Source organism: Mucilaginibacter terrae (assembly GCF_042679325.1).
Classification (GTDB): Bacteria; Bacteroidota; Bacteroidia; order Sphingobacteriales; family Sphingobacteriaceae; genus Mucilaginibacter; species Mucilaginibacter terrae.
In genome coordinates, this window is record NZ_JBHTMJ010000003.1 from 252,680 (window position 1) to 278,590 (window position 25,911).

The following is a 25,911-nucleotide window of genomic DNA, read 5'->3' on the forward strand; positions in this document are numbered from 1 at the left end:
GGCCGGGGAGGGGCTTTACTGTACTTTATAACGGTAAATAAGGCGACCTAAATTCCCATCTTTATCCAAGCCCTCAATTACCGCACGGTACGAACCCTTGCCATCGGCGTTGTAAAACTCAAGCGATGTGGCACCGGTTTTATCGGTAACAACCCGTGGGTTCCAGTAAATAGTACTGCGCAGATCCATCCCAACCGGCTTAGGCACATCATATTTAGGTGAATAAAATTCACGGGTAAAGTTGTAACCTTTAGGGGTAAAGTTTACAACGCTTGGTTGCGGTAATAAATCCTGCAATTCGGCTAAACTTATTTTAGTACCTACTGGTTTCTTTTTGCTGTTAATTACTAATATACCATTGGCTTGGTACGAACTGCTTACCAAACCCAAATCATCCTTTAAAAATACCTCAACCGATTCCACATCGGCAGGCATCACGCTGTTCAGGTAATTGGCATCTACCGGCATGCCGGTCACAAAAACTTGCATAGGTACCCGCTTCCCTGCATTATAATCGCGCATTACATAAAAACTATTGGTGCTCATATCAAAAGTAACACCCGGAATACCGCTTTGTAAGCAAAGAAACATATTGGCACAGGCACTAAAGCGGTTGGCGGCAAGCAGATGATCGGGTATGTTGCTTAACCCGGTTAGTGCAGGATAATCGGCATGGCTCACCGTCATTGAGGGTTTGTTGGCGCGTACTATAACTTCTTTTAACACGTGCATGCTGTTAAACTGTTTTTTATTGTTCAACAGGTAAGGGCGCAGCGTACTGTCAATATTGGTAACCTCATCCGGGTATAATTGATTTTTAACTATTGCAGGGTAGGTCATGCCATCCAGCATCAGCATCAGGTTTTTTGAATTGTAATTATTTTTAGCGGTAGCAACCACCTTGGCCGAATCGGGGAATACCAGGTTGGTAAACTTAAACCTTCCCTCAGGATCGCTCACGGCATTGGCCGAAAAATATTTGTCGGGGATAAGCAAACGCACATTACCGCCCTTAAACGGCATGCCGGTATTGGTGCGCAGCGTACCGGCAATTTCAATACCCTGCTCAGGTAAAAAGCTAATGGTAGGGTAACGGCCAGCAATTAAATCGGTATAGTTAAAGCGGCGGTAGCCTTGGGTCATCATCAGCAGGTCCAGGTCGGCCGCGGTTTTATCGTTGAGTTTGGCGAAGTAATAATTCGGTTTTTCAATGAAACCCTTTAAGTCGGAAGTGAGCAACAAACTCGACATAATGGTGATCTCGTCATCGTCGTTTACGGGTACCTTGGTTTCGTCAATTACAGAAACCGAAAAATTACCTTCAACCGGTGCTGTTTTATTTTTGGCGCTAATGCTTAGTTTAACCTTTTGGCGCGCGGTATAGCTTGGTTTATCGCTAACCATGCTCATGGTCAATTGATCGTTACGCTGAACAAATACGATGCGCTCGCTCAGCGGTACTCCACCCGAAGAAAACAACGTGAACTGTACTATACCGGTAGGAAACTTGTTTTTTGGAATAGTGGCCGAATAGATCTGATCTTTTAAAACGGTTTGAGCCGCAAAGCAAACAGTACCTACGCTTTGCGCCACTATATAATAAGATTTGCCCTTGTTAGCTTCAAAGTAGGCTGATGTAGCAGCCAGTTTAAGGCCAATATTATCGGCTTCGTTATTATTTACGTTGATATTGAAGCCGGTTGCCTGCGCTTTTGGCAGGTTATAAGTTCCCTTACTACCATCGGCAAACGTAAGATCGGCTTTGTAAGTTTTATCAGCTTCTGGCGTAATAACAAACAAACCCATACCCGCATGCTGGGAAGTAATATTGGCAACCAATGCTCCTGCGTTATCGGTTAAGGTTCCGGTAAAATTGAAGCCTAAACCGTTTGCGCCCAATGCCTTTATAGCTACTTTAGATCGTACGCCGGCTAATAGTGGGCCGCCTTCGGGAAAGAACTGTACATCGGCAGTGCCCAGCACCGGTTTTAATGAAAAGGTACGACCGGCACTTTTTTTACCACCGAGGTCTATAAAAGCCACCACCGATGCGCCTGTTAAATCGGTGCCTTTGCTGTTGGTGAAACTAATGTTCATGGCGCCGCTGGCATCGGTATTGCCTTTGCCTTTGGCTACATCATCCAGGCTGCTCATTACTTCCCAGGTTACGCGCTTATTAGCCTGAGGGTTGCCGTCTAAGTCTTTATATACCACCCGCAGGCTAATTTTTTCGTTTTTACCACTGCCTGTTTTGCTGTAAGTTACATGTGAGTTTATCTGCTTATCAATAGCGTTACCTACCGGCAAGGTCTTGGTGAAAAAGTATTCGGGACCAAAATTGGTCATCCATTTGGTATAGGCGCGTATATGGTAGTTATCCTGGCGGTAATTCAATTCATTAAGAGCAATGTGGCCGTAGGCCATGCCGTTACGCACGGGCAGTTTCAGGTTGTCCACAATCGAATCGCGGCTGTTGGTGATCTCTACATAAATGATTTTGCTCAGCTGCGAAGGCTGGCGAAAGTTATCGATTAAGTAAGCCTTAAACCAAACGGTATCGTCAATGGCGTAATAAGGCTTGTCGAAGTGCAGGTATATTTTTTCCAGCGGCCTGTCTGCCGATAGCTTGTTGGTTTTTTCTATAATGGTGTTGAGCGGAACACTGTCGCGCTGAGCCCGTGCAGGCAATATAGAAGCGGCAAACAGTAAAAAGGTAATAACGTAACGGTATATCATTTAAACACTTGGTATAGTTGCGGTAAATATACTATGCTTGGTGTAGCATGCCATAGCTTTGCCGCTATGTTTAACACTTTTTTACATTTAACCTTAAAAGCAACTTGTTTATTGTGGTGTAAATAGAATTCGCCCAACGGAAAGAGGGTTGAAAGTATTAAATAAGCTAATTCAGAGCCTGTTTAATTTTATAAAAATCTTGTCATTTCGAGGTTACGAGAAATCCTGTTACCGCTGCAAAGTCGGCTACATGCAGGTCTAAGCAAGATCTCTCACTATCGGTCGAGATGACAAATTACCGTTTGTAAACAGATAAACAATTCTTAAAAAATTTTTATTCGGAAAATTTTAATAAATGTATATTTCCACTTTATCTTATTTAAAAAATCAGATCTCAGCCGATAATGGATAACCCATCTCATCAACCGGACCAATATTGCATTGTTATTGTATCGCCCAGAATTTTCAGCAGCAAGGTAGATCTTGCGGTTGATTTTGGCCGCGACACCAATGCCGCCAACCCGCTCCTGCAAAACGAAATTGAAACCATAAAAGAAATAGGCTCACTGGTAGACGCGTTAAACTATATGGCCAAAAAAGGCTGGCAAATGGTGAATGGCTACAGCGTAAGCAATTCGCAAACGGCCCTTAACGAGCAGCACTATTTAATGCGGAAGGCGGGCAGGTAACCATACTAACAGCAACGGTATGTTATCATAAATTTTAAGATGAATAATTATTTTTTTCATTTTATGGAAAACTTAGGCTTCATGCATCTGTAAGTTATGAAGCCAATCAACGTTATACACTCCGCCTTTATTTTACTACCTTACCCGCATAAACCTATACTTTTCAGTATGCTTTTCAAATGCCTTAAACCCTTTTTGTTAGTGGTGCTACTCTTGTTCGCCTTTAACCAGGTTCGAGCACAAAGCACTTACACGCAAATAACCGGGCGTATTGATAGCCTGGCTCAGCTGGGCCTGCCAAAATCGGCCCTGGCAGAGATAGACAAACTGGATAAGCTGGCGAGGCAAAATAATAATACCCCTCAAATCATCAGGGCGGTTATTTACCGCATTACCTTTCAATCATACCTGGAAGAGAACGCCCTGGTAGCGGTTATTAATAGCCTAAAGGCTGATATTAAGCAATCTGCTTTCCCGGTGAAGCCGGTACTGCAATCCATGCTGGCTAATATGTACTGGCGTTACTATCAGCAAAATAGGTGGCAGTTCGGCCAGCGTACCCGCCTCAACAAACCCGATCCTGATTTTACCCGCTGGGATCTGCAAACCATTGTAAATGAAACCGGCAAATTATACCAGCAATCCTTACAAAATACCAAAGCACTCCAAACTACGCCTGTTGGTGTTTTAGACGGCGTACTTACCGGCGACAAAATAACCCGCTACCTGCGCCCAAGCCTTTACGATATGCTTTTACACCGTGCCTTCGAATTTTACCTGGCCGATGAAGCAGCACTCACCAAACCCCGCAACCCTTTCAGTTTAACCGACGCCCGCCTGTTTGGCGATAGCCGGTCGTTTGCTAATTTAACCATTACCACAACCGATACGGCATCGGTACTTTACCGGGGTGTTAAATACCTGCAACAGGCTACCGCTTACCATTTGGCTCAAAATAATACCGAAGCCCTGGCCGATCTGGACCTTAAAAGGCTGCAGTTTTTGTACAGCAAAAGCAGCCTGGCTCAAAAGGATTCGCTCTACCTGCAAGCTTTAAACCAAACTGCCCGAGCCTTTGCCAGCAAACCCATCAGCGCCGATGCCTGGAACTTGCTGGGTAATTACTATAAGGGTAAAGACAGTTTGACTACGGCTTATCGGGCATTTGAAAAAGCCGTAGCTACCTATCCGCAAAGTTTGGGAGGGCAAAACGCCGCCATAGCGCTCGAACAATTAAGCCAGTTAAGCCTTTCGGCAACAGTGGAACAGGTAAATGTACCGGGCAAACCTGTGCTGGCTCAATTGCAATATAAAAATTTATCAACTGCACAAGTGTTGGTTTATAAACTCAACTATGCCCAGCTTAAACGTTACCAAAAGTTGTATGCCGAGACCATGAAACAACGCTGGCAATCGGTATTAGTGCCCAGGGAAAGTGTAGCGTCGTTGATGAACTTTTTACAGGCTTTAAAAACCGCGCAGCAGCAAACGCTTAACCTGCCCAACCTGCACGACTACCGCAATCATAATACCGAATTTAAGATAGACGCCCTGCCTGCAGGTAACTATGTGCTGCTGATCAAAAAAGGTGATGGTAAAGACACTTCCTTAACGCAGATAGTTAATTTCGCTGTAAGCCAGCTGGCTTATACTACTCGTTTAAACCCCAATGAGGATGTGGAGCTGCGGGTAATGGACCGCCAAACTGGCAAGCCTTTAAAAGGGGTAAATGTGTTGCTCAGCTCTACAACTAACCGGTATAATTCAAACACTAAAAAAAATGAAGAAATTATTGTAGAGCGGAAAGGGTTGAGCGATGCAAACGGCTTATTTAAAACAACGTCTATAGACCGCGGTAATATTAATGCCCGACTGATTTTTAACGGCGATACCCTACAGCATGACCAGGGTTACCTAACCGGTGAAACCAGAGACGATGAGGACAATGAGGCTAAAGAAAAAACCATTTTATTTACCGACAGGCAGATCTATCGTCCGGGGCAAACCATTTATTTCAAGGGGTTGCAAGTACAAACGCTTAAAGGAAAAAGCACAGTGTTACCCAACAAAGTAATGGATTTGGAGATCTACGATAGTAACGATAAGCTTTTAACTACCAAAAGTTTTACCACCAACGAATTCGGGAGTTTCAATGGCAGTTATATTATCCCGCAAAATGTGCTTAACGGTAATATAAAATTAGCCACGAGCGATGGGCAAATTTATGTTAAAGCAGAAGAATACAAACGTCCTACTTTTAAAGTGGAACTGGCCGATGTAAAAGAAACCTTCCGTTTTAACGATAGCGTGAAGGTAAAGGGTATGGTTACGGCGTTTTCGGGATATGGCTTGTCGCAAGCCAGGGTGGCTTACCATGTTACACGTAACGTAAACCAGGTGTATAATGCTTATGCTTCCGGCTACAACAACCGGTACGCTTATGAGCCCTCTGCCGAAATAGCTGCCGATACCGTTATGGCCGATAGCCAGGGCAACTTCACTATATCGTTTAAAGCCATACCCGGTAATCAGCTTGGCGATCAAATCAGGTATCAATACCAGGTAAACGTTGATGCTAACGATGCCAGCGGCGAAACCCATACGGGTAATACTATGGTCACCATCGGCAAGCGCGATATCCAATTAACGGCACAGGTGCCCGCTTATCAGTTCGCTGCCGATTCAGCCAAAATTGGTGTATTGTTAACTACACTTAACCGTCAGCAATTAAAAGGAAACATAAAGGTGCAGGTTTATGCCTTGCAAAGCCCGGGCAGGTTGTTTAAAAAACGGTTGTGGCAAAACCCCGATCAGTACCTGCTAAGCAAGGCCCAATACGAAAGCGAGTTCCCCGATTTTACTTATAAAAACGAGGATCAGTATGTAAACTGGCCACAAGGCGCTCAAATTATCAATACCGAAGCTCAATCGGTGCCTGGAAAAAATACTGTAGTTGATTTGGATGCCTTGCGTAAACAAGCCTCGGGCGTGTACCAGGTGATTATTAAAGCCAATGCTGCCAACGGCGATACCGCATCAGTGATAAATTATATTACCCTGATTAATAAACCGGCGGCACCATCCAGCATAACCAATTGGGTAATGCCTGTAACTACTAATATAGCGCCGGGCCAAAGCGCGCGTTTCCTGGTAGGGATTGGTGCCGATGCTCATATCCTGGCCGAGCAATATCAGGGAGAGAATCTTACGTCATCGCAGTGGATGAAAGTTGATGCACAGCGCGATCTTAAAATATCTGTAACAGCCGCCAATGCCGGTAACACCGCGGTGCAGTACCTCATGCTCTATCATAATCGCCTATACACCAGCTATCAGCCCATATATGTGCAGCAGCCAGAAAAGAAGCTAAATGTTAAGCTAACCTCGTTCCGCAATAAATTACAGTCAGGGGATAAAGAGGAATGGGCATTACAGGTATCGGGATATCGAAACGATAAGCCCGCAGCCGAAATGGTAGCCGCCATGTACGATGCTTCGTTAGATGATATTGTGCAACCTCAAAGCTGGGACGGCATTCAGAATATAATGGGTGGCAGGCAATACCGTTATTATACCTGGCAAGAGTATGGCTTTATACAGCAACTGCAAACCCAAACTTTTTTTAATATTAACAATTACAAGAACCCAATAGTACGCCGGTATGAGGAACTGAACCTGTTTGGCTACAGCTATTTTGGCGGGTACAATTATGGCTACCTTAACTATTTAAAAGAGGTGCGCATTGCAGCTAATCAGGCCCGTATTCGTAACGAGCAACTGGAAGCTGCTTATAAAAAGAATGCCCTACTAGTAAAAAACGGCTACGATATTAGCGGGAAGTTAGTAGACGAGGAAGGCATGAGCTTACCCGGGGTAAATATTATGATAAAAGGTACGGGGATTAGCACCAGCACCAATAAAAGTGGCAACTTTAAAATAAAGGTGCCGGTTAACGGCGTATTGGTTTTCTCTTATATTGGTTACTTTACCCAGGAAAAAGCCACTAAGAAAGCCGAACAGTTGCGCATCGTACTTAAAGCCGATGAAAAGGCTTTAAGTGAAATGGTTGTAGTAGGGTATGGTGTACAAAGAAAGCAAAGTTTAACCGGGTCGGTAACCGAATCTAATCCTAACGAAATAGGAGTATTGCAAGGCAGGGTAGCGGGTGTAACGATCAATGATTCGGGCAATCAATCAAGAATAATGCTCAGAGGAAGCAGATCTCTATCCGGGAATAACGAGAGTTTAATAATTGTTGATGGAGTGCCCGGTAGAATGGATACTGTTAATTATAATAATATTAGTTCTATTGAGATATTGAAAGATGCTTCGGCCACGTCCCTATATGGTGCACGTGCGGCTAACGGGGTAATTATCATTACTACCAAAGGTGCCTTGGGCGGTCAAAAGCAGCCTATGGTTATCCGCAAAAACTTTAACGAAACTGCTTTTTTTTACCCGCAATTGCGCACCAACGAGCAGGGGCAGATCCTCATTAACTTTACCATGCCCGAGTCGCTCACCAAATGGCGCTTCAGGGCCTTTGCACATACCAAAGATTTAGCAGGCGGCTATGTACAGCAGGATGTGGTTACCCAAAAGCAACTGATGGTCACAGCCAACATGCCGCGCTTTTTACGGGAAGGCGATACCATCAGCGTATCGGCCAGGGTGGCTAACTTAACGGCTCAGGTGCTCAAAGGCAAAGTGCAGCTGCAGTTGTTCAACGCGTTGAATATGCAGCCTGTGAATCTGCTGGTTAATCCCGCAGAGGCTGACCAGGCTTTTGATGTAGTCGCTAACACCAACAAAGCGGTATCGTTTAAACTGGTGATACCGGCCGGATTAGATGCGCTTACTTACCGTTTAACTGCCGTAAGCGACCGCTACAGCGATGGGGAAGAGAACACCCTGCCGGTGCTACCAAACCGTATGCTGGTCACCGAAAGCATGCCCATGATGGTGCGGTCGGGCCAAACCAAGGCGTTCACGTTCGATAAGCTGGTTAACAATAAGAGCAATACGCTGGTCAGCAAATCCCTTACGCTGGAATATACTCAAAACCCGGCCTGGTATGCGGTGCAGGCTTTGCCTTACTTAATGGAGTTTCCGTACGAATGTTCGGAGCAGATTTTCAGCCGGTATTATGCCAACAGTTTATCAGCATCTATTATAACCCATAACCCTCAAATTAAAACCGTATTTGAGCGATGGAAAACTACCGACAGTAAAGAGCTTTTAAGCAACCTGCAAAAGAACCCCGAGCTTAAAGCTACGCTGATAGAGGAAACGCCCTGGCTGCAGGATGCCGTTAGCGAGGCCGAACAAAAGAAACGGATAGCGTTATTATACGACCTGAATAAGTTAGGCTACGAGCAAGACCAAACGCTGGACAAATTACAAAGAAAGCAGCTCCCTAACGGTGGTTTCCCGTGGTTTGGCGGCACTGAGGCCGACCGGTTTATTACGCAGCATATTATAGCCGGTATAGGTCAGTTGTACCGGTCGAAAACGGTTAACGCGACTAATGAAAAGCTGGGCAGTATCCGTAACAACGCTCTGCAATATTTGGATGCCGAATTGTTGAAGAGCGATGCCCTTAACCAACTTTCAAAAGCATACAAAATCCATAGTCTGGGTATATATGAAATTCATGCCTGGTATGCCCGAAGCTATTTTACCGATGTTAAGTTGAGCAATGAGCTAAAAAAGGCGCAGTCGTTGTATTTTGACAGGGCTGCCAAACAATGGATATCGCAAGATATTTATGAGCAGGCATTGATAGCCCTTACCTTACACCGCAACGGCAAGGTGGAAGTTGCCAAAGCCATTATCCGTTCGTTGATGGAAACCGCTCAGCAAAATGATGATATGGGCATGTATTGGGCTAAGAACCACTTGGGCTGGTACTGGTACCAATCGCCGGTAGAAACGCAGGCTTTAATGATAGAGCTGTTTACCGAAGCGGGCAACCAACCCCAAGCTGTTGAGGAAATGAAGGTATGGCTGTTGCGCAATAAACAAACTACCAACTGGCGTACCACTAAAGCCACTGCCGCCGCCTGTTACGCGTTATTAATGCGTGGCGATAGTTTGCTTACAGGAACTGCTAAATCAGAGATCAGGTTGGACGGTAAATTACTAACCGAACTAAAGCCGGATGTAAAAGCGGAGGCTGGTACCGGCTACCTCAAAACCAATTGGGTTGATGAGCAAATTAAACCCGCTTTAGGCAAGGTGCAGGTGATAAATAGTGGCAAAACTATTAGCTGGGGAGCGCTGCACTGGCAATATACCGAGCAGCTCGATAAGATCACGCCATCATTAACCGATATTGTTTTAGAGCGTAAATACTTTATAGAGAAACAGGATGCCGCAGGAGCGGTGCTTACCGCGGTGGATGCCAAGCATCAGCCCAAAACTGGTGATGTGCTAAAGGTGGTAGTGTACCTTAAAGCTGGCCGTACTTACGAATACATTCACCTGAAAGATATGCGCCCCGCCGGTACCGAACCGGTTGATGTACTATCGTCCTTTAAATACCAGGATGGCTTGAGCTATTACCAGGTGACTAAAGATGTAGCCACTAACTTCTTTATCAGCACGCTAAATAAGGGTAATTACGTATTTGAATACCGTTTAAGGGTAGCCCAGCCGGGTAACTTTTCTACCGGCATAAGCACGGTACAAAGCATGTACGCGCCCGAGTTTAATGCGCATAGCGAGGGTAGGAGAATGGAGATCGTTAAATAGATATACAAGGCCTCACTACTACTGAAACAGATACGATTATTTTATAACTAAAATAGTAACTGCAGGAAACGGTCTTCAAAAATAAGGCTAAGCTGTAAATAACAAAAGGCTTGAGCAAATATGCCCAAGCCTTTTGTTTACTTATAGTTTATAAACTATTTTACCGCAAACATAACCATCTTATCGCCCCAGGCAAAGCCAGCTTTGCCAGTAGGTTCTATCATAAATTTAAGTTGTTCAACCAATTCTTTTGATTTTCCGGGTTTTACGGTTACGCGTAAAACGTCTTCATCTTCTTTGTAAACGGTACCCCAGTTTTTAATGCCTTTATTAAATATAACCACCCACTCTTGCTCACCGGGGATGGTATATATCGCATATTTACCTGCTGCTAAAGTTTTACCTTCCACTTTAGCATCTTTACTTAGCTCAATAGTAGTAGCTTCATTTGCGCCGGTACGCCATATTTTACCATAAGTGGCAATATCGGTACCAATGGTACGGCCTTTAACCGATGGTTGGCTATAGGCTATTTCGATAGCTACACCGCTTTTAGTAGTGGCTTTAACCGTATCGGCCGGGCTTGGGCGCGGTTTTTTAGGGGTTTGTGCCGAAGCCGTAAAAGCAGTAAAAATAAGGCCTGTGATCAGGCTTAATTTGAATAGTTGTTTCATGATTTTTATTTTCAATTGATAGATAAAAGTACATTTATTTATTGAGGTTTACCGGCAAATGCATCAATGATTTTCATGAGCGTTACGGCTTCTTCAATGGAGCAGGGATTTGCCTGTTCACCGTTAATATAAGCTACAACGCTGGTAATCATGGGGTATTGTATATTTTCGGGCTGTTCAAAGTTAAAAGTTTGAAAACCTTGCTCATTCTTCAAGGTAACTGTATTTCCAAAAACAGCAAAGCTGATTTTGCCTTTACTGCCAATGATCTCACAACTGTCTGTATTCTCCGTATCGGCTACGTTAAAGCACCACGAACCATTAAGCACCACATTGTTTTCAAACAATACAGACCCCGTTACATGATCGTCGGCCCCGGTAGCATGCGATTGGTTAAGCCCGAAGCCCTGGTAGTGTACCGGGTCGCCAAAAAAGTACAACATCAGATCTAACTGATGAGGCGATAGGTCATGAAAATACCCACCACCCGATAATTCGGGCCGGGTACGCCAGTTTGGCGAGCCGTTGGTTACCAATGCGGGTTTGCGGCTTTGCCATAAGCGCATTTGAACCGTGCGCACATCACCAATGGCCTGTTGCTCCAATAACTCTTTTACCTTTAAAAACATAGGCAAACGGCGGCGGTAATGAGCCACTGTTAATTTGCCGTTGTATTGCTTTACCGCATCAGCCAGTTGCTGTGCTTCGGCAGCGTTCAAAGTCACCGGCTTTTCCACGTAAACCGGGTAGCCTTTTTGCAGGGCAGCTATAGCATATTCCAGGTGCGATGAGGGAGGGGTAGCCACATATATAGCATTAACTTCGGCGGCATTAATCAACTCATTAGCATCACTATACCATTGGTTAACCTGGTGGCGGCGGGCATAATCGGCAGCTTTACCGGCGTCGCGTCGCATTACGGCAACCAGTTTACTTCCGGGCACTTTGTTAAATGCCGGTCCGCTCTTTTTTTCGGTGACATCGCCGCAGCCTATAATTCCCCAGTTAATGGTTTGCATTAGGGTTTGTTTTGTAAAATGGTTTCTATCTGGCTAATTTCTTCGGTTGTAAAGCTGGTGTTTTGCAGGCATTTTAACGAATCGGCTAATTGCTCGGGCTTGCTGGCTCCTATGAGTACCGATGTTACCCGTGCATCTTTCATTAACCAGGCCAATGCCATTTGTGCTAAAGTTTGCTCGCGTTTTATAGCCACATCGTTCAGTTGCCTGATTTGATTGAGCATGTCATCGGTAATAGCATTAGTTTGCAGGTGCCCACTTGATTTGGCCGCTCTCGAATCATCGGGGATGCCATGCAGGTATTTGTTAGTTAGCATGCCCTGCGCCAACGGCGAAAATGGGATGCAGCCCACGCCTTCCTGTTCCAGTACATCTAATAAGCCACCTTCTACCCAACGCTCAAACATAGAGTATTTAGGTTGGTGGATGAGGCAAGGCGTACCCAGATCTTTTAATAGGGCAATAGCTTTTTTGGCCTCATCGGCTTTATAGTTGGATATACCTACATACAAAGCTTTACCCTGGCGAACAATCAGGTCTAAAGTTCGCATGGTTTCTTCCAAAGGTGTATGAGGATCGGGCCGGTGATGATAAAAAATATCCACGTAATCCAGCCCCATGCGTTTCAAGCTTTGATCTAAACTGGCTACCAGGTACTTTTTAGAACCCCAGTTACCGTAAGGGCCAGGCCACATATCGTAGCCTGCCTTGCTCGAAATGATCAGTTCATCCCGATGGCTGCTGAAATCTTTTTTGAGCAGATACCCGAAATTTTCTTCGGCAGAGCCATAAGGCGGACCGTAGTTGTTTGCCAGATCGAAATGGGTAATTCCGCTGTCGAAGGCGAGGTGAAGGATCTTGCGGTAATTTTCAAACACATCCACACCGCCGAAATTATGCCATAAGCCCAATGAAAGGGCAGGCAATAATATACCGCTATTGCCACAGCGGCGGTAAGGCATGGTTTCGTAACGGTTGGCCGAAGGCAAGTAGGTCATAAGTTGGTTATTGAATTATTAGTTGTTAGTTATTGGTTCATTGATCATGGCCGGATTGCAAGTTGTACTATTAAATTTAAATCGCTCTGTATGTTCCTGCAATGAACCTTGAGCCATCCCACATGAACCAACAGCAGTAAATATATTAAACTATTTCGGCCACTACAAAGGTGCTGCCACCTGCAAATACCAAATCATTGTCCCCGGCTTTGCTTTGTGCTGCTTTTAATGCGTTTATTACCGATGAATAGGTTTGGCCATGCAGGTTTAAAGCCATGGCTTGTTCCTGTAATATAGAAGCTTCCAATCCGCGGGGAATATCGGGTTTGCAAAAATAATAAGTGGCGTTTTGAGGAAGCATTTGCAGTACTTTGGTAATGTCCTTGTCGTTCACCATCCCTATTACAAAATGGAGCTGCTGATGCGGTACGGCTGCTATATTTTTTAATACTTCCTGTATGCCATCGGGGTTGTGGCCGGTATCGCAAATGGTGAGCGGGTGGGTACTTAGCGTTTGCCAGCGACCAGCCAAACCGGTTAGTGTTTTAACTTGTGCAAGTGCATTGGTTACCTGTTCATTAGTAATGGTAAATCCCTGTTTACGCAGTTCATCTACAGCAGAAAGTACCGTTTTAACATTCTTTAATTGATAGTTGCCTGTAAGATCGAGCTGGAGATAGTGAGTGGTGAATGGTGAATGGTGAGTGGTTTTTTGCAGCGATACTGTTAGCATTTCACTGCATTTTGTAACGTCTTCGCTATCACCTCTTGTCTCTTGTTTCTTGTCTCTTGTTTCTACTTTTATCACCCATTGATCAGATGCAAATAATAACTCCGAATTTTCAGTTGTTGCTTTGGTTGTGAAAACGCTTGCAACCTCGTCCTGGTATTCGCCAATAATTACCGGAATATCAAGTTTTATAATGCCCGCTTTTTCGGTAGCAATCTCAGGCAGGGTATTGCCCAGCATGTTCATGTGGTCCCAGCCTATGTTGGTGATGATAGATAGGAGAGGTGTGATAATATTGGTAGAATCCAGGCGGCCCCCTAAACCGACTTCTATGATGGCAATATCTACCTGGTGCCGGGCAAAAGCATCAAAAGCCAGTGCTACGGTCATCTCAAAAAAGGAAGGCTGAATTTCTTCAAAATCGGGTTGATGAATGGCTACAAAATCTACTACCTCCTGCTCGCTGATCATTTCTCCGTTAATACGGATGCGCTCCCTGAAATCTTTTAAATGCGGCGAAGTATATAAGCCGGTTTTATAACCTGCTGTTTGCAGCACTGCCGCCAGCATGTGCGAAGTTGAACCTTTACCATTAGTACCTCCCACATGAATGCTCTTGAATTTATGCTGCGGATTATCCAGCCTTTCACAAAGTTCAATAGTATTGGTCAAATCCTTTTTAAAAGCCGACGCGCCCACCCGGGTAAACATGGGGAGCTGGGTGTAAAGGTAATTGAGGGTTTGAGAGTAGTTCATGTTAATGGTTCATAGCCATAAGCGGCGTATGGATTGTAAGCTAAAAACTATGTTATTGCGAGGAGTGATTGCGACGTGTACAACCGACCTTAGGGAGCTCATTAGTACTATTAAAAATTAACAACATAATAATTCTGTTTAGACAAGTATGCTTGCGGTTGCCACGCTATCGCTCGCAATGACATAAATTAAAGTTGTAAAACTATAAACTTAAAAGGGAAATTCTAACAACAGGCAACAGAAAACCGGCAACCAACTATTGTACCTTAAACACAAATATCACCGTACCTTCTTGGGTATCTGGTGCAGATTCTGAAGCATTTAATCTCACATTTTTAACTGCAGCTTCGCACTTACTAAAAATGCTGGAATCAAATAAATTAGTGCCTCTTCCACCGGCTCTTGCAGAAATCACATTGCCTTGCTTGTCTACTTTAATATCCACAACAACTTTGCCTACACGTCCACTATTGTCACTTACTGAAGGCTTACTTATAAAGCTTCGTTGAGTCATGTTTAGATTACCGCCGTTGCCCGAACCAGTACCCGTATAATCATTAGTTAGGGTACTACCTGTAGGCTTTCCCTGGTTACCGGGCTTGTTACCTGTTCCATCACCCTCGCCGGTGCCGTTATTGGTTTTGCCTTTATACAAGGCATTTTGATTGATAACTTCCTTGGGTGGTTCTTTAGTGGGCTTTTGCTGGGTAGCTACCGTTTGCGATGGCTTTTTATCATTGCTGATCTCGGGCGCATCTTCGTTGGTTTGCGTAACTACAGCTTTACTGCTGTTTTCGGTGGGCGTAACTTCTTCCGTAGGTGGGGTAGGTGTAACTTTATCGGGTTTGGATTGATTGGCGTTTTCGGCTACCGATGGTTCTTCGGTGCTCATGTAATCATCACCCATCCCTTCGTCAACGGTACCATAGTTAACTAAGATACCGCCGGTACCATCCTCTTCTTTAGCCGGATGCTGAAAAACAATGAAATAACTTAAACCGATCAGCAAAGCCATAATAATAGCGGTTGCTAAAAATGCTTTGGGGTAATTATTGTCTTGCCGGCGGTAATCCATCATGTATTACTTGGGCTCGGTGGCCAGTACCAGTTTAATATTCAGTTTTTGGGCAATATCCATTACCTGCACCACATCCTGTATGGCAACGGTGCGGTCTACATGCAGCACAATCGTCAGATCGGTTGCCAACGACTTGTAGCTGTTAAGGGTAGCTTGCAAAGCATCAACCGTAACCTCTTTCTTTTCTACATAATACCGCAGATCCTGCGTTACCGATACGGTAATGGTTTTTTTAGATACCGCCTGGCCCGATGCCGATTTAGGTAGCATCAGCTTTATTACGTTAGGATTGGTAACGGTTGAAGCTATCAGAAAGAACAGCAATAAAAAGAACATAATATCATTCATGGCCGAGGTATGTACTTCGGCAGATGCGCGGTTATGTTTTTTTCTCAGGTTCATTATCGGCTGGGTTCTTCTAACAGGTCAATAAACTCAATAGCATCGGTTTCCAGTTTAAGGATCACCTTGTCCACCATCATTTGCAAAACATGGTAACAAACGTAAGCTACAATACCTACAAACAATCCGGCTGCCGAAGTAACCATTTTAACGTATAAACCGCCCGAAATAACACCCATGCTGATGTTATCAGTTTTCGATATATCGTAAAAAATCTTAATTACACCGGCAATGGTACCCAGGAAACCAAACATGGGGGCAATACCGGCTACAATACCTAATATGCCGATATTCTTTTCCAGTTTCGACACCTCAATTTTGCCTATGTTTTCTATAGCACCTTCAATATCTTTTATAGGGCGGCCAATACGCAGCAAACCTTTTTGCAGCATACGGCCCAAGGGTGAATTACTATTACGCGCCACCGCTATGGCCGAATCTAATTTACCCGAGGTAATATTACTGCGGATCTGAGCCATTAAGTCCGATTCGTCTTTGGCGGCCTTACGGATAGTAAAAAAACGCTCAAAAAATATAACCAATCCTAACACCGCTAATATGGCAATAGGTATCATCACCCATCCGCCTTTAATGAGCAGGTCGCCGAAGCGCAGATCGTCAACCACGGGGGCGGCGGCAGTAGTAACGGGCTGTATGGCTTGGTTAACAGTATCGGTAACATTTTGAGCTGTATCCTGTAACAGCATGAATAGCATCATTTTTTCTTTCTTTTTAAAGTTTCTACATACAGGTCGTGCTCACGCAAGTGCTTATCTTTAATAAGCTTTATTTTGGCGGCCTTTCCTTCGGCAAATGTTTTAAAGAAACCTAAAGTAACTTTAAAGTATTTGCTCCGGCTAATATTTTTAATAATGGCGGCTTCCACCTTAATTGATTTGTAACGCCTAACCACTCTTTCGGCCGCTTTTTCGGTGCTAAACGCGCCACTCATTAACGCAAAACGGTAGTTATTGGTATTTACCAGTACAGGTTTAGCGGGTTGTGGCGGTGTTTCTACCTCGGGTGCAAACTCGGTTGAGGCCGGCAAAGGTTTATTGGGTAAGGCAATAACAGTTTCGGCCGGCAAGGTTTTAGTAACCGTATTTGGTTGAACAATGGTAGAACCAGGCGATTTTTTGAGCACAACCGAATCCATACTTGGCGCTGGTGCCAATGCAATAGCTTCTTTGGTACTTTTACCCTCGGGATTCGGGTAAAAAATAATGATCAATGCCGTTACTACCACAGCTGCTACCAATGCAAAAAACCAAGGCCTGGCATAAAAAGGATGCTTTGGTTCGGCTTGGTTGGTTATAAGGGGTATATCAAAAGTTGGTGCCGGTGTATTAGGAGTTGATGTTGGGGTATTAAAACTGCTTTGTTGCCTTAAAAGGGTGGATGAACTTCCTGTTGTGCCGGTTGCAGAAGTTATGGTGGGCACATTGGTTTTTTCAACCGAATATACTGGTAGTGAAACAGGTTCGGTTGGTGAAACAAAGGCTGTTTCGGCTACCGTTTCGGGTAATTTTTTTTCGGGTTCTGGTTCGGCATTAATACTAACAGGAGCAAAGCCAAACGCAGCAGTATTAGCTGTAACGGCAGGTGCAGGCCTAAACTGTAGTAGCTCTCCTTCTTTCGAGATCCAGCCAATTCTACCTAACAAAACCTCTCCAATTTCGGCCTGCTGAAGTATATTGTGTAAGTAGCGGTCTAAAAAATACTTAGCTGAATTGGGTGAAACCTTGCTTTTTTGGGTAATATAGTGCAACAGTGAATCGTCATCAACCGGTTTAAACTCAAAATCTGTTTGATAGTAAGGAGGATACAGCTTGCCTTCATCAGCATTATAGTGTCCCCTCATGCGAACTTGCTTAAACACACCAATTTGTGGAATGCTTATAGTGCCGTGTTCGTTAAGTAGCTCACTGATGTAAACTGATAGATCCATTTTTGTGACCGAAATTTAAATTGACAGAGCGGCAAATATAATTAAAAACTGAAGCCCGCACCGCCAAATATATTAAAACTGTAGTTGCGGTAATACTGGTAGGTTTGATAATTTTGGTTAAGGATGTTGTTAGCCTGTACAAAAACCGAAATTTGTTTGGTGGCTTTGTAGTTTATGCCCCCGTTTAAATCGGCAAATGCTTTCAGGCTAACTACCTGACCGGCACTATTAACATCTTTTACAGCACCACGGAATAACAATGAGCCGTTAATATCAACCTTGTTACTAATATGGATGGCTGTACCGGCCGTTAATTTAAATTTAGGCAAGTTCCAGGCCTCAGTTTGGGTAGCTAATTTATAGTCCCTGAACTCGGCACGGCCAAAAATGTTCAAATTATCTGATGCCTTGTAGTCCAGTTCGCCGTTAAAACCGGTTACCCGGGCCTTGCCATTATCATAAACAACGTTAAAACGGTTATTTCCGGTTGGTATAGCGGGGTTAGCCACCATAGGTTGTATGGCACTCAGGAACAAAGGCAGATCGGAAACGCTATTGCGGAATACCGACGCTTTAAAGCCGAGGCCGGCAAATAAGCGGCCCTTTAAACCTACGGCTACATCCAGTTTATCTACCGAATTTTTAATGTTGATGTTTTGGTTCAAAAATGGATTGATTTCAGACAAACTGCGCAGCGAAGTGCGGTTTACATCTCCCTTAGCTTCGGCAAACAAGCGGACATACTCGGGCACTACCTGATATTCCAGCTTAACTGCCGGAAATATGAAAAAGCGACTTGAAAAACCAAACTCTTTAACCATGTTTACGCCTGCATCGATCTTATAATTATCGCCCTGAAACTTTAAGTAAGGGTTTAAGCGTAAAAAACTGTTGTTTAGCGAGTATGCCACATCTTTTTGCGATGCCACATCTAACGAGGCTCCTAAGCCAGCATAAAACTGGTTAATGGTTTGGTTTAAATAGCCCGATACGATCACGTTATTCTCTTTTGCACTGTAAGCGTTGCTAAACAGGTAGCCGTTTGCTTTCAACGCATAGGTAAGTACCCGGGTGGTATCCTGAAAGTTGCGGGCCAGTTCGCCTTCGGCACTCAGGGTATTAAAATATTGTTTGGCCGGATCAATTGGCGCAGTGACCAAAGCATTATCGTAGCCATAAAAATAATTGTTACGGCGGGTATAGTTTACGCGGCCGGTAAGCGTATTACGTTCGCCTATAGTTTTGCCGAATATGCCCGCCTCGGTACGGCTTTCATTTTGCTTGGCCAGATCGGAGCCCTGCTGGCTCAGGTGTTTGGCAAATGCGCCAACCTGAAGGGCTTCATCGGCACCGTTATTAATGTAAGCCTCGCCAAATAACGTACGTAAGCTTCCGAAACCTGCACGTACAAAGTTGTTAGCCAGTATGGAGTCGCGTTCCAGAGGCATTTTCATGGCATCTAACTGGCGGATACTGGTATTTTGTTCTACCCGCTTATCTAAAGTGGTATAGGTAACCGGTGCTTTGTAAGGCTGTGTATCATCCAAATTAGGGTTACGACGGATCTTTACAGCATCGGCCAGTACAGGTTTGTAAATGGTGGTCACCACAATTTCTTCGGATAGGCTGCCATTATTGGGGGCGGTATTAGCCTGGCCACCTTTTTTGGTAGTATCCTGTTTTACTTTAGCTGCTGCTTCACCCAATTTTTTAGCCGATGATTTTGCAGCAGCGGCTTTGGCCGTATTTTTAACAACCGGTTTAGTTACGCTAGTTTTAACAGTGGTTTTATTTGTAGATGGTTTTATGACCGGTTTTTGGGCTGGCTGCCTGGTTTGTGCCCGGGCAGGCGCTACACCAAACGCCAGGGTTGTTAGGAGTAATATATAAATAAATCTGGTTATCATAACTATGGGTTTGGTGTTGCTTAATTATCCTTTTTAGGTTCGGTGCTTGTTGCCGGTGCCGGGCTGGCATCGTTTAGTTTTTGCAATTTTGCTTTTGCTTCGGGCAAAATATCATCATCACCTTTATAGCCTTCAATCACACTTTGTAAAGTGGCTTTGGCCTGAAACGGATCTTTAAGTGCCACATAATTATCGGCCAGCAAAATAAAGGTTTTAGTTACCCAATAATCATAATTAGCCAGTTTGTTTATAATATCGAAACATGTTTTTTGCGATGCCTTGTAATTGCCTTTCTCATATTCAATTTTGGCAATATGGTACTTAGCTTCTGCCGCAGCTATGGTTTTAGTGTTGTTTACCGTATAGTTAAGTTCTTTGATGGCCGCAGTGGTATCGCCTTTTTGCAGGTAGGCTTTGCCGGCATATAACCCGGTTTTAAACTTATCTTCCTCGGCCGATTTTTCGTTCTCGCGTACCAGTTGTACATAATGTAAGGCATCATCAGCCATTTCCATTTCGGCATAGCAAAGCAACAGGTTGTTAATGGCGAAGTTGTAATCGGCTTTATATTCCGAATTGGTTTCTAAACGTTTTAAGAACACCACGGCTTCGTTATAACGCTTTTGGTTCATATATAATTTGGACATGCTAATGAGCGATTTTTCGGTGTAAGCACTGGTCCAGTCATTCAGGATCACATTATAATCGGCAATAGCCTCGGTAGCACGGTTGAGGTTCACCAAACTTTGCGCCCTGATGAAACGCATTTGCTTGTCGTAAATTGGACGCTTGGCCTTATCATAATAAGCGCTAACCGCAGCTACAGTACCCGCCCAATCTCCTTTTAAGTATAGGTTGTTGGCAGCGGTAGCCATAATGCTTTCCTGCTCGGCAGCACTGTAATTGCCAATTGGAGTAGTAGTGGCGTAGCTAATAAAGGTTTGCGCGTCGCCTTTATCGGTGTAGATCTTTTCAATTTGTTTCAAGGCCTGCTTGGCTTCATCCGAAGCAGGGTAGGTTTGCACTACCTTTTTAAACGACTCTACGGCCAGATCATCCTGGTTATTATTGTAGTCTATTAAACCCATAGTAACCAACGCACGTGGCATATAGCTACTGTTAGGGTATTTCTGTGTCATGGCTTGCAGGTCGGCCTTGGCTCGCTCGTTTTCATTTTTAAGGAAATAAGTGTAAGCGATCTCAAATGCTGCATCATCTGCAAAATCCGAATTCGGGTAGCGGCTCAGTACATTGTTCAGCGTGCTGATCTTGGCATCGGGCGATGATTGCAGACCCTGGATCATTCCGCGCTGAAACAAGGCGTAGTCCTGGCTTTTACTACCGCTTGTTATTAGCTTATCGTAATAATTTAGTGCCGAGTTATAATTTTTCAGCACAAAGTAACTGTCGGCTAAGCGGGCAAGGGCATCATTAATGGTATTTTTATCGGTGGGTTGCCCATCTAAAAAGCGCTCAAAGTAAGTAGCTGCTTTTTTATATTGTTCATCGCCAAAGGCCGCGTAGCCCAGGCCGTAGTTCGCATAATTATACACGCCCGATGCTTTAGCCTCCGGGTTGGCCAAAAACTCTTCAAACTGCTCCACCGATTCGCCGTATTTACGAACCTCGTACATAGATTCTGCCAGCCAATAGGTGGTTAAGGCCACTATTTTTTCATCGCGCGGGCGTTGCAGCGAACGCAGGAAAATGCCTATAGCATTTTCAAAAGCACGCTCGTTATAAAACTCCAGTCCGCGGTAGTAAGTTACCTTTTGATAGGCCTCTGCCGCGTTAGGCGAAGTTGCGATGATGGGCTCCAATGTTTCAACGGCCTCTTTATAGTTTTTTGAGTTGAGTAAGGCTTCGCCTAATAAAGTTTTTACCTCATCCAGGCGTTTGGAGCGCGGGTAAGTGCGCAGGTACTGGCGCGATGCTTCCAGGGCCTGGTTATTAAAATCCAGTTCGTAGGATAGCTTGGCGTATTCAAACAAGGCGTCTTCCTGTAATTGCTTGTCAAAATCAAGTCGGGATGCTATTTGGAAAGCGTTGCGGGCCGATTGTTTATTGTTAAGCTTTAAAAAAATGGTACCTAAAGTATAGTTGCCGTTTTGGCTGTACACATCATTTTTTCCAACCAGTTTTTCCAATTCGGTAATGGCTCTGGCATCATTGCCCGTTTTATAATAGGCATAGCCAATTTGATAGCTATCCTGTGTGTTTTGGGTTTTGTCCAGGTCGCGGTCCTGGAAACGGCTATAGTAGGATACGGCATTTGCATAATCGGCTTTAGCAAAGTAAGATGCTCCTACAATGCGCAGCATTTCGGTTTCGTGCTGCTGTTTGGTTACATTTAAAATTGGAACGGCATAACTTATCACATCATCATACCGTTTATCTAAAAAGTACACAGCCGAAATATAATAGGGATAACTGTTTTCGTATTTTTTCGAATTCTTTAACTTCTCGAAGTTTTGCAGCGCTACCGGGTATTCTTTATTTAAATAGGAAATATAGGCATAGTAATAGGTAGCATCCTCACTAAAGGGCGAATTTTTATCTTTCACTTCACCAAAAAGGTCTTTAGCATACGGGTAGTCTCCTGTTTCAAAATAGGCATAACCCTTACGGAATTTGTATTCGGTGTACTCTTTTCCGTTAAGCTCGTTGGCGTTTAGTTTGTTGAACCACAATAAGGCATCGCCATATTTTTGCTGCTTGGAATAGGATTTGCCTATTTGAAAATAAGCCAGCTTAGATAATGGGTTTTCGGGGTGCTCTTTAATAAAATGCTGAAACATGCCCAGCGCATCGTCATTGTTAAGTTCCAGTGCACATAATGCCTCGTAGTATTGCGCGTTTTCTTTAATGAGCGAAAACCCGGTTTCAAATTGCGGCTGATTGGCAGCCTTTAAGCCCGATTGCTCAATTAGCCTGAACTGTTCGGCAGCGGCCACATATTTCCCGCTTTTAAGCAGGTTGGTAGCTGTATGGTAAGTATTGTATATATTGAAAGAAGCATTTTGCTGGGCATAAACAGAGGCAGTGCCTAACAATAATGCACACGCAACAATAAGTTTTAGTTTAATCATAGAGGGCGGTTAACAATAGCAAATGCAAAAATGCAACCCGTAACAGGTTTTAACAAACCCGGATTGCATAAATTTTAACGAAAGTAACTATTAGATGGTATATGTGGGTAAATTTTATAGAACAAACCCTTTACCCTCAAACAAATAATTTAATAGGAGTTAGCCATAAATATTAATAGCTGTGCAATTATGCGGCTAACTGACGTTGAATTTTACTAAGAAGAATGTCAATATCAAATGGTTTAGCTAAAAAATCATCGGGAGCACATTCTTGTTTTAACACGTCGGACAGGTTATGGCTTGCCGAAATCATGATAACCGGAATTCCGTTGGTATTAATGTTAAGCTTTACGTTTTTGCAAAGGTCACGACCATCAAGACCGTTCAGCATAATATCCATTAAAATAAGATCTGGCTGTTGTTTATATATCGAATCAAATAACTGATGCCCGTCGGAAAGTGTGTTTACCTGGTAGCCTGATTCTTCTAAAATAATTTGAAGTACCTCCAATATGTCTTTATCATCGTCTACTGCTAATATTCTGCTCATAAATGCTTTATGTAATACATCGTATCTGTCTAAAAAATACTGTGGTGGCTTAAAACTCAATAACATTTTTTACCACAATTACATAACTGTTTGCAATATGTAAGCCAAATTTATAAAAGATCTTCTTAACATATCTTAATAATTTACATTGGGGATGTGCTATGATATGATGTTTTATAAAATCTATCACACAATATAATTATTTAGTAATATTATATATTATAAAGATAATGATGGCTGTAAACAATAGTTAATTAACTGTGAGTAATAGCATAGGAGATGATTTAATAAAAAATTTAAATTTTTATTAACATGCTTTACAATGTAACCCCATTTATATTGATTAAATGTTATAAGACACACTTTTGCGCCCTTTTTTCAAGACATTGTACTGTTTAAAAATATTACAATACAAAGAACCGGTTTTTTTGAAGTTCAGTTTAAAAGTTTTATCAAGCAAATATTATCTTCTTATAAACTCGAAAAGTCCGCTCGGGTCAATACGCATAATGGTAGAGGGTTTTTTAACTGTTAGGTCGTGCTGATCCATATCTACCACATAATCTACCCCGTTAGTTATTTCAACCGCTATTTGCGAAAAGTTTTGTGGCGATGGTTGCCCGCTAATATTGGCCGATGTTGATACTAATGGCTTACGTAAACGTTGTATTAGCTGCTGGCAAAACGGATGTTTGCTCACCCGTACACCAATGCTCCCATCGGCAGCGATTAATGCCGGCGATATATTTTTGGCACCAGGCATTACCAGTGTTAAAGGATTTTCGGTAAACTCGATGAGATCGTAAGCTATGACAGGTACATCGCGTACATAGCCTTCCAACTTGTTTTCGGTATCCAGCAAAATAATCATGCTTTTTTCTTCGGCGCGTTGTTTAAGGGCGAAGATCTTTTTAACAGCCTCTGTATTAGTGGCATCGCACCCTATGCCCCATATAGTATCGGTAGGGTACAGGATAATACCGCCTTGTTGTACAATATCGAAAGCTTTTTTTACCTCGTCTTTAAGCATGGTTTAACGTATTTTGGTAAAGCTGCATGAGTTGCGCAGCCAGTTTTTCATCATCAAAATTATGGGCATACTCAAAGCCTTTATCAATCATTTGTTGCCTCAATGCAGGGGTGTTCCATATCTTGTTGATTTTCTTAGCCAGATCTTGTTCGTCATTTGGGTTCACATAAAGACTATCAGGCCCTCCTGCTTCTTCCAGGCACGAGCCCGTGGCCGCAATGACCGGCACTCCTGAGTTTAAGGCCTCCAATACCGGGATACCGAAACCCTCATAGCGCGATGGATACACAAAAATAGTGGCTAATTGGTAAAAGGAGGCTAATTCAACAAAACTGACATTGTGCAAAAAAGTAATGCGGTCGGTTAATTTATTAGCGATAATAAACTCCTTTACCTGCTCCAAATATTTGGCAGGCTTTCCAATTATAAATAAAGGGATGCTGCTCTTGGTGTACAATAAAGATTTAACCAGCAATAACAGGTTCTTACGTTCTTCGATAGTGCCAACACTTAGTAAAAAACGTTTAGGCAGCTTATATTTTTTTTTGATGGATGCCCGCTGTGCATCGCTTTGGTAGAGCGTAAATGCTTTGTCGCAACCTTGATAAATTACTTCAATTTTATGGGAATCAACCTGCAATAGTTCCACCAGGTCATCTTTGGTTTTCTGGCTAATGGCTATAATTTTATCGGCAGCTTTACAGGCGTATTTAAGCTTGGTGGTATAAATCATGCGGTTAATCCACCCGTAATATTGCGGGTAGCGCATAAAAATAAGGTCGTGTACGGTGAGTACGCTTTTAACACCGCTTTGCTTAATGCCCAAAGGCAGTTCGTGGCTCAGGCCGTGGTAAAGTTCCACGCCATCCTTTTGCAAATTTTTAACCATACCCTTGGTACGCCACCACGATAATAACATTTTACTATATGGCGTAATGGTTTGGGTATGGGAAAGTTTGCTTAATAAAATTAAGTGCTGATTATCCTTAGTTTTTGGCGTGTACAGCCTGTAGTGCTCAGCCGGATAAAACGTTGCCATAGCCTTAATTAACCACCGGCTATAATTACCCAGGCCGGTGTTGTTTAAAAAAGCTCGTTTGGCATCGTACCCGATGATCATTTGGGAGGTTAGTTATTGGGTTATTGAGTTATTAGGTTGTTGTTGGGCTTGTTTAGCCTTTTTCAGGTAAGCAATATAGCCGTTTAATAACTTTAAGCAATTATCGTACTTATTTCTATAAACTTGGAGTTGTTCATTGGTAACATAGCCGCAATCATTCGCACAAATTAAATGATCTAGTATCTCAATTAGGGAGCCACGAGCCATCCGGCAAAACTGAATATTTTCCTGATGGTGGAAACGCCCAAGCCCCTCGGCAATATTAGCAGTAATTGAGCGTGAAGCGCGGATAATTTGATCGGTTAACCTGTATGTTTCTTCTTTTGGGAATTTGGAGGCGGTTTCATGTATTGCATTTCTAAAAAGCCTCGCATGTTTCCAAACCTCCAAATCCTCAAATGAGTTCAACCTAATAACCTAATAACCTAATAA

17 protein-coding genes are annotated in these 25,911 nt (G+C 43.4%); 2 read left to right on the forward strand and 15 right to left on the reverse strand.

Annotated features, from left to right (window positions below; translation table 11 throughout):
- Window positions 1-15: 15 nt before the first annotated feature.
- Window positions 16-2,736 carry a carboxypeptidase regulatory-like domain-containing protein gene (locus tag ACFQ3S_RS03220; RefSeq protein WP_377161181.1) on the reverse strand — a complete coding sequence of 907 codons (2,721 nt, stop codon included), beginning with the start codon at window positions 2,734-2,736 and terminating at the stop codon, window positions 16-18.
- Window positions 2,737-3,140: 404 nt separating this feature from the next.
- Here ACFQ3S_RS03220 and ACFQ3S_RS03225 point away from each other — a divergent pair, with 404 nt between their 5' ends.
- Both ACFQ3S_RS03225 and ACFQ3S_RS03230 read left to right on the forward strand, forming a co-directional pair.
- A complete protein-coding gene (locus ACFQ3S_RS03225) occupies window positions 3,141-3,425 on the forward strand; it encodes a hypothetical protein (protein ID WP_377161183.1) in 285 nt (94 codons plus the stop codon).
- Window positions 3,426-3,593: 168 nt separating this feature from the next.
- Entirely contained in the window at window positions 3,594-10,178 is a 6,585-nt protein-coding gene (locus ACFQ3S_RS03230) for an alpha-2-macroglobulin family protein (RefSeq protein ID WP_377161185.1), read from the forward strand.
- Window positions 10,179-10,333: 155 nt separating this feature from the next.
- Here ACFQ3S_RS03230 and ACFQ3S_RS03235 read toward each other — a convergent pair whose 3' ends face one another.
- The 14 genes from ACFQ3S_RS03235 to ACFQ3S_RS03300 all read right to left on the reverse strand — a co-directional run bounded on the left by ACFQ3S_RS03235 (window position 10,334) and on the right by ACFQ3S_RS03300 (window position 25,887).
- Complete coding sequence (locus tag ACFQ3S_RS03235) at window positions 10,334-10,852, reverse strand: DUF2911 domain-containing protein (protein ID WP_377161187.1); 519 nt, start codon at window positions 10,850-10,852, stop codon at window positions 10,334-10,336.
- Between the two features lie 38 nt (window positions 10,853-10,890).
- Window positions 10,891-11,871, reverse strand: coding sequence for a Gfo/Idh/MocA family protein (locus tag ACFQ3S_RS03240; protein WP_377161189.1), 981 nt, complete (start codon window positions 11,869-11,871; stop codon window positions 10,891-10,893).
- Entirely contained in the window at window positions 11,871-12,869 is a 999-nt protein-coding gene (gene mgrA / locus ACFQ3S_RS03245; protein ID WP_377161191.1) for an L-glyceraldehyde 3-phosphate reductase, read from the reverse strand. The genes ACFQ3S_RS03240 and mgrA overlap by 1 nt, the downstream gene beginning before the upstream one ends.
- 145 nt (window positions 12,870-13,014) lie before the next feature.
- A complete protein-coding gene (locus ACFQ3S_RS03250) occupies window positions 13,015-14,355 on the reverse strand; it encodes a bifunctional folylpolyglutamate synthase/dihydrofolate synthase (protein WP_377161193.1) in 1,341 nt (446 codons plus the stop codon).
- A gap of 256 nt (window positions 14,356-14,611) precedes the next feature.
- Window positions 14,612-15,433, reverse strand: coding sequence for an energy transducer TonB family protein (locus ACFQ3S_RS03255; protein ID WP_377161195.1), 822 nt, complete (start codon window positions 15,431-15,433; stop codon window positions 14,612-14,614).
- 3 nt (window positions 15,434-15,436) lie between these two features.
- Window positions 15,437-15,835, reverse strand: a complete 399-nt coding sequence (locus tag ACFQ3S_RS03260; RefSeq protein ID WP_377161197.1) for an ExbD/TolR family protein — start codon at window positions 15,833-15,835, stop codon at window positions 15,437-15,439.
- Complete coding sequence (locus tag ACFQ3S_RS03265) at window positions 15,835-16,551, reverse strand: MotA/TolQ/ExbB proton channel family protein (protein WP_377161842.1); 717 nt, start codon at window positions 16,549-16,551, stop codon at window positions 15,835-15,837. Before ACFQ3S_RS03265 ends, ACFQ3S_RS03260 begins: the two co-directional genes overlap by 1 nt.
- Entirely contained in the window at window positions 16,551-17,783 is a 1,233-nt protein-coding gene (locus ACFQ3S_RS03270) for an SPOR domain-containing protein (protein WP_377161199.1), read from the reverse strand. The genes ACFQ3S_RS03265 and ACFQ3S_RS03270 overlap by 1 nt, the downstream gene beginning before the upstream one ends.
- Before the next feature lie 41 nt (window positions 17,784-17,824).
- Window positions 17,825-19,690 (reverse strand): hypothetical protein, encoded by a 1,866-nt coding sequence (locus tag ACFQ3S_RS03275; RefSeq protein ID WP_377161201.1) that lies wholly within the window; start codon window positions 19,688-19,690, stop codon window positions 17,825-17,827.
- Between the two features lie 20 nt (window positions 19,691-19,710).
- A complete protein-coding gene (locus ACFQ3S_RS03280) occupies window positions 19,711-22,779 on the reverse strand; it encodes a tetratricopeptide repeat protein (RefSeq protein ID WP_377161203.1) in 3,069 nt (1,022 codons plus the stop codon).
- Between the two features lie 187 nt (window positions 22,780-22,966).
- A complete protein-coding gene (locus ACFQ3S_RS03285) occupies window positions 22,967-23,329 on the reverse strand; it encodes a response regulator transcription factor (protein ID WP_377161205.1) in 363 nt (120 codons plus the stop codon).
- Between the two features lie 463 nt (window positions 23,330-23,792).
- Window positions 23,793-24,359, reverse strand: coding sequence for an L-threonylcarbamoyladenylate synthase (locus tag ACFQ3S_RS03290; RefSeq protein ID WP_377161207.1), 567 nt, complete (start codon window positions 24,357-24,359; stop codon window positions 23,793-23,795).
- Complete coding sequence (locus ACFQ3S_RS03295; protein WP_377161209.1) at window positions 24,352-25,479, reverse strand: glycosyltransferase family 4 protein; 1,128 nt, start codon at window positions 25,477-25,479, stop codon at window positions 24,352-24,354. The genes ACFQ3S_RS03290 and ACFQ3S_RS03295 overlap by 8 nt, the downstream gene beginning before the upstream one ends.
- A 12-nt stretch (window positions 25,480-25,491) precedes the next feature.
- Complete coding sequence (locus tag ACFQ3S_RS03300) at window positions 25,492-25,887, reverse strand: four helix bundle protein (RefSeq protein ID WP_377161211.1); 396 nt, start codon at window positions 25,885-25,887, stop codon at window positions 25,492-25,494.
- Window positions 25,888-25,911 lie beyond the last annotated feature (24 nt).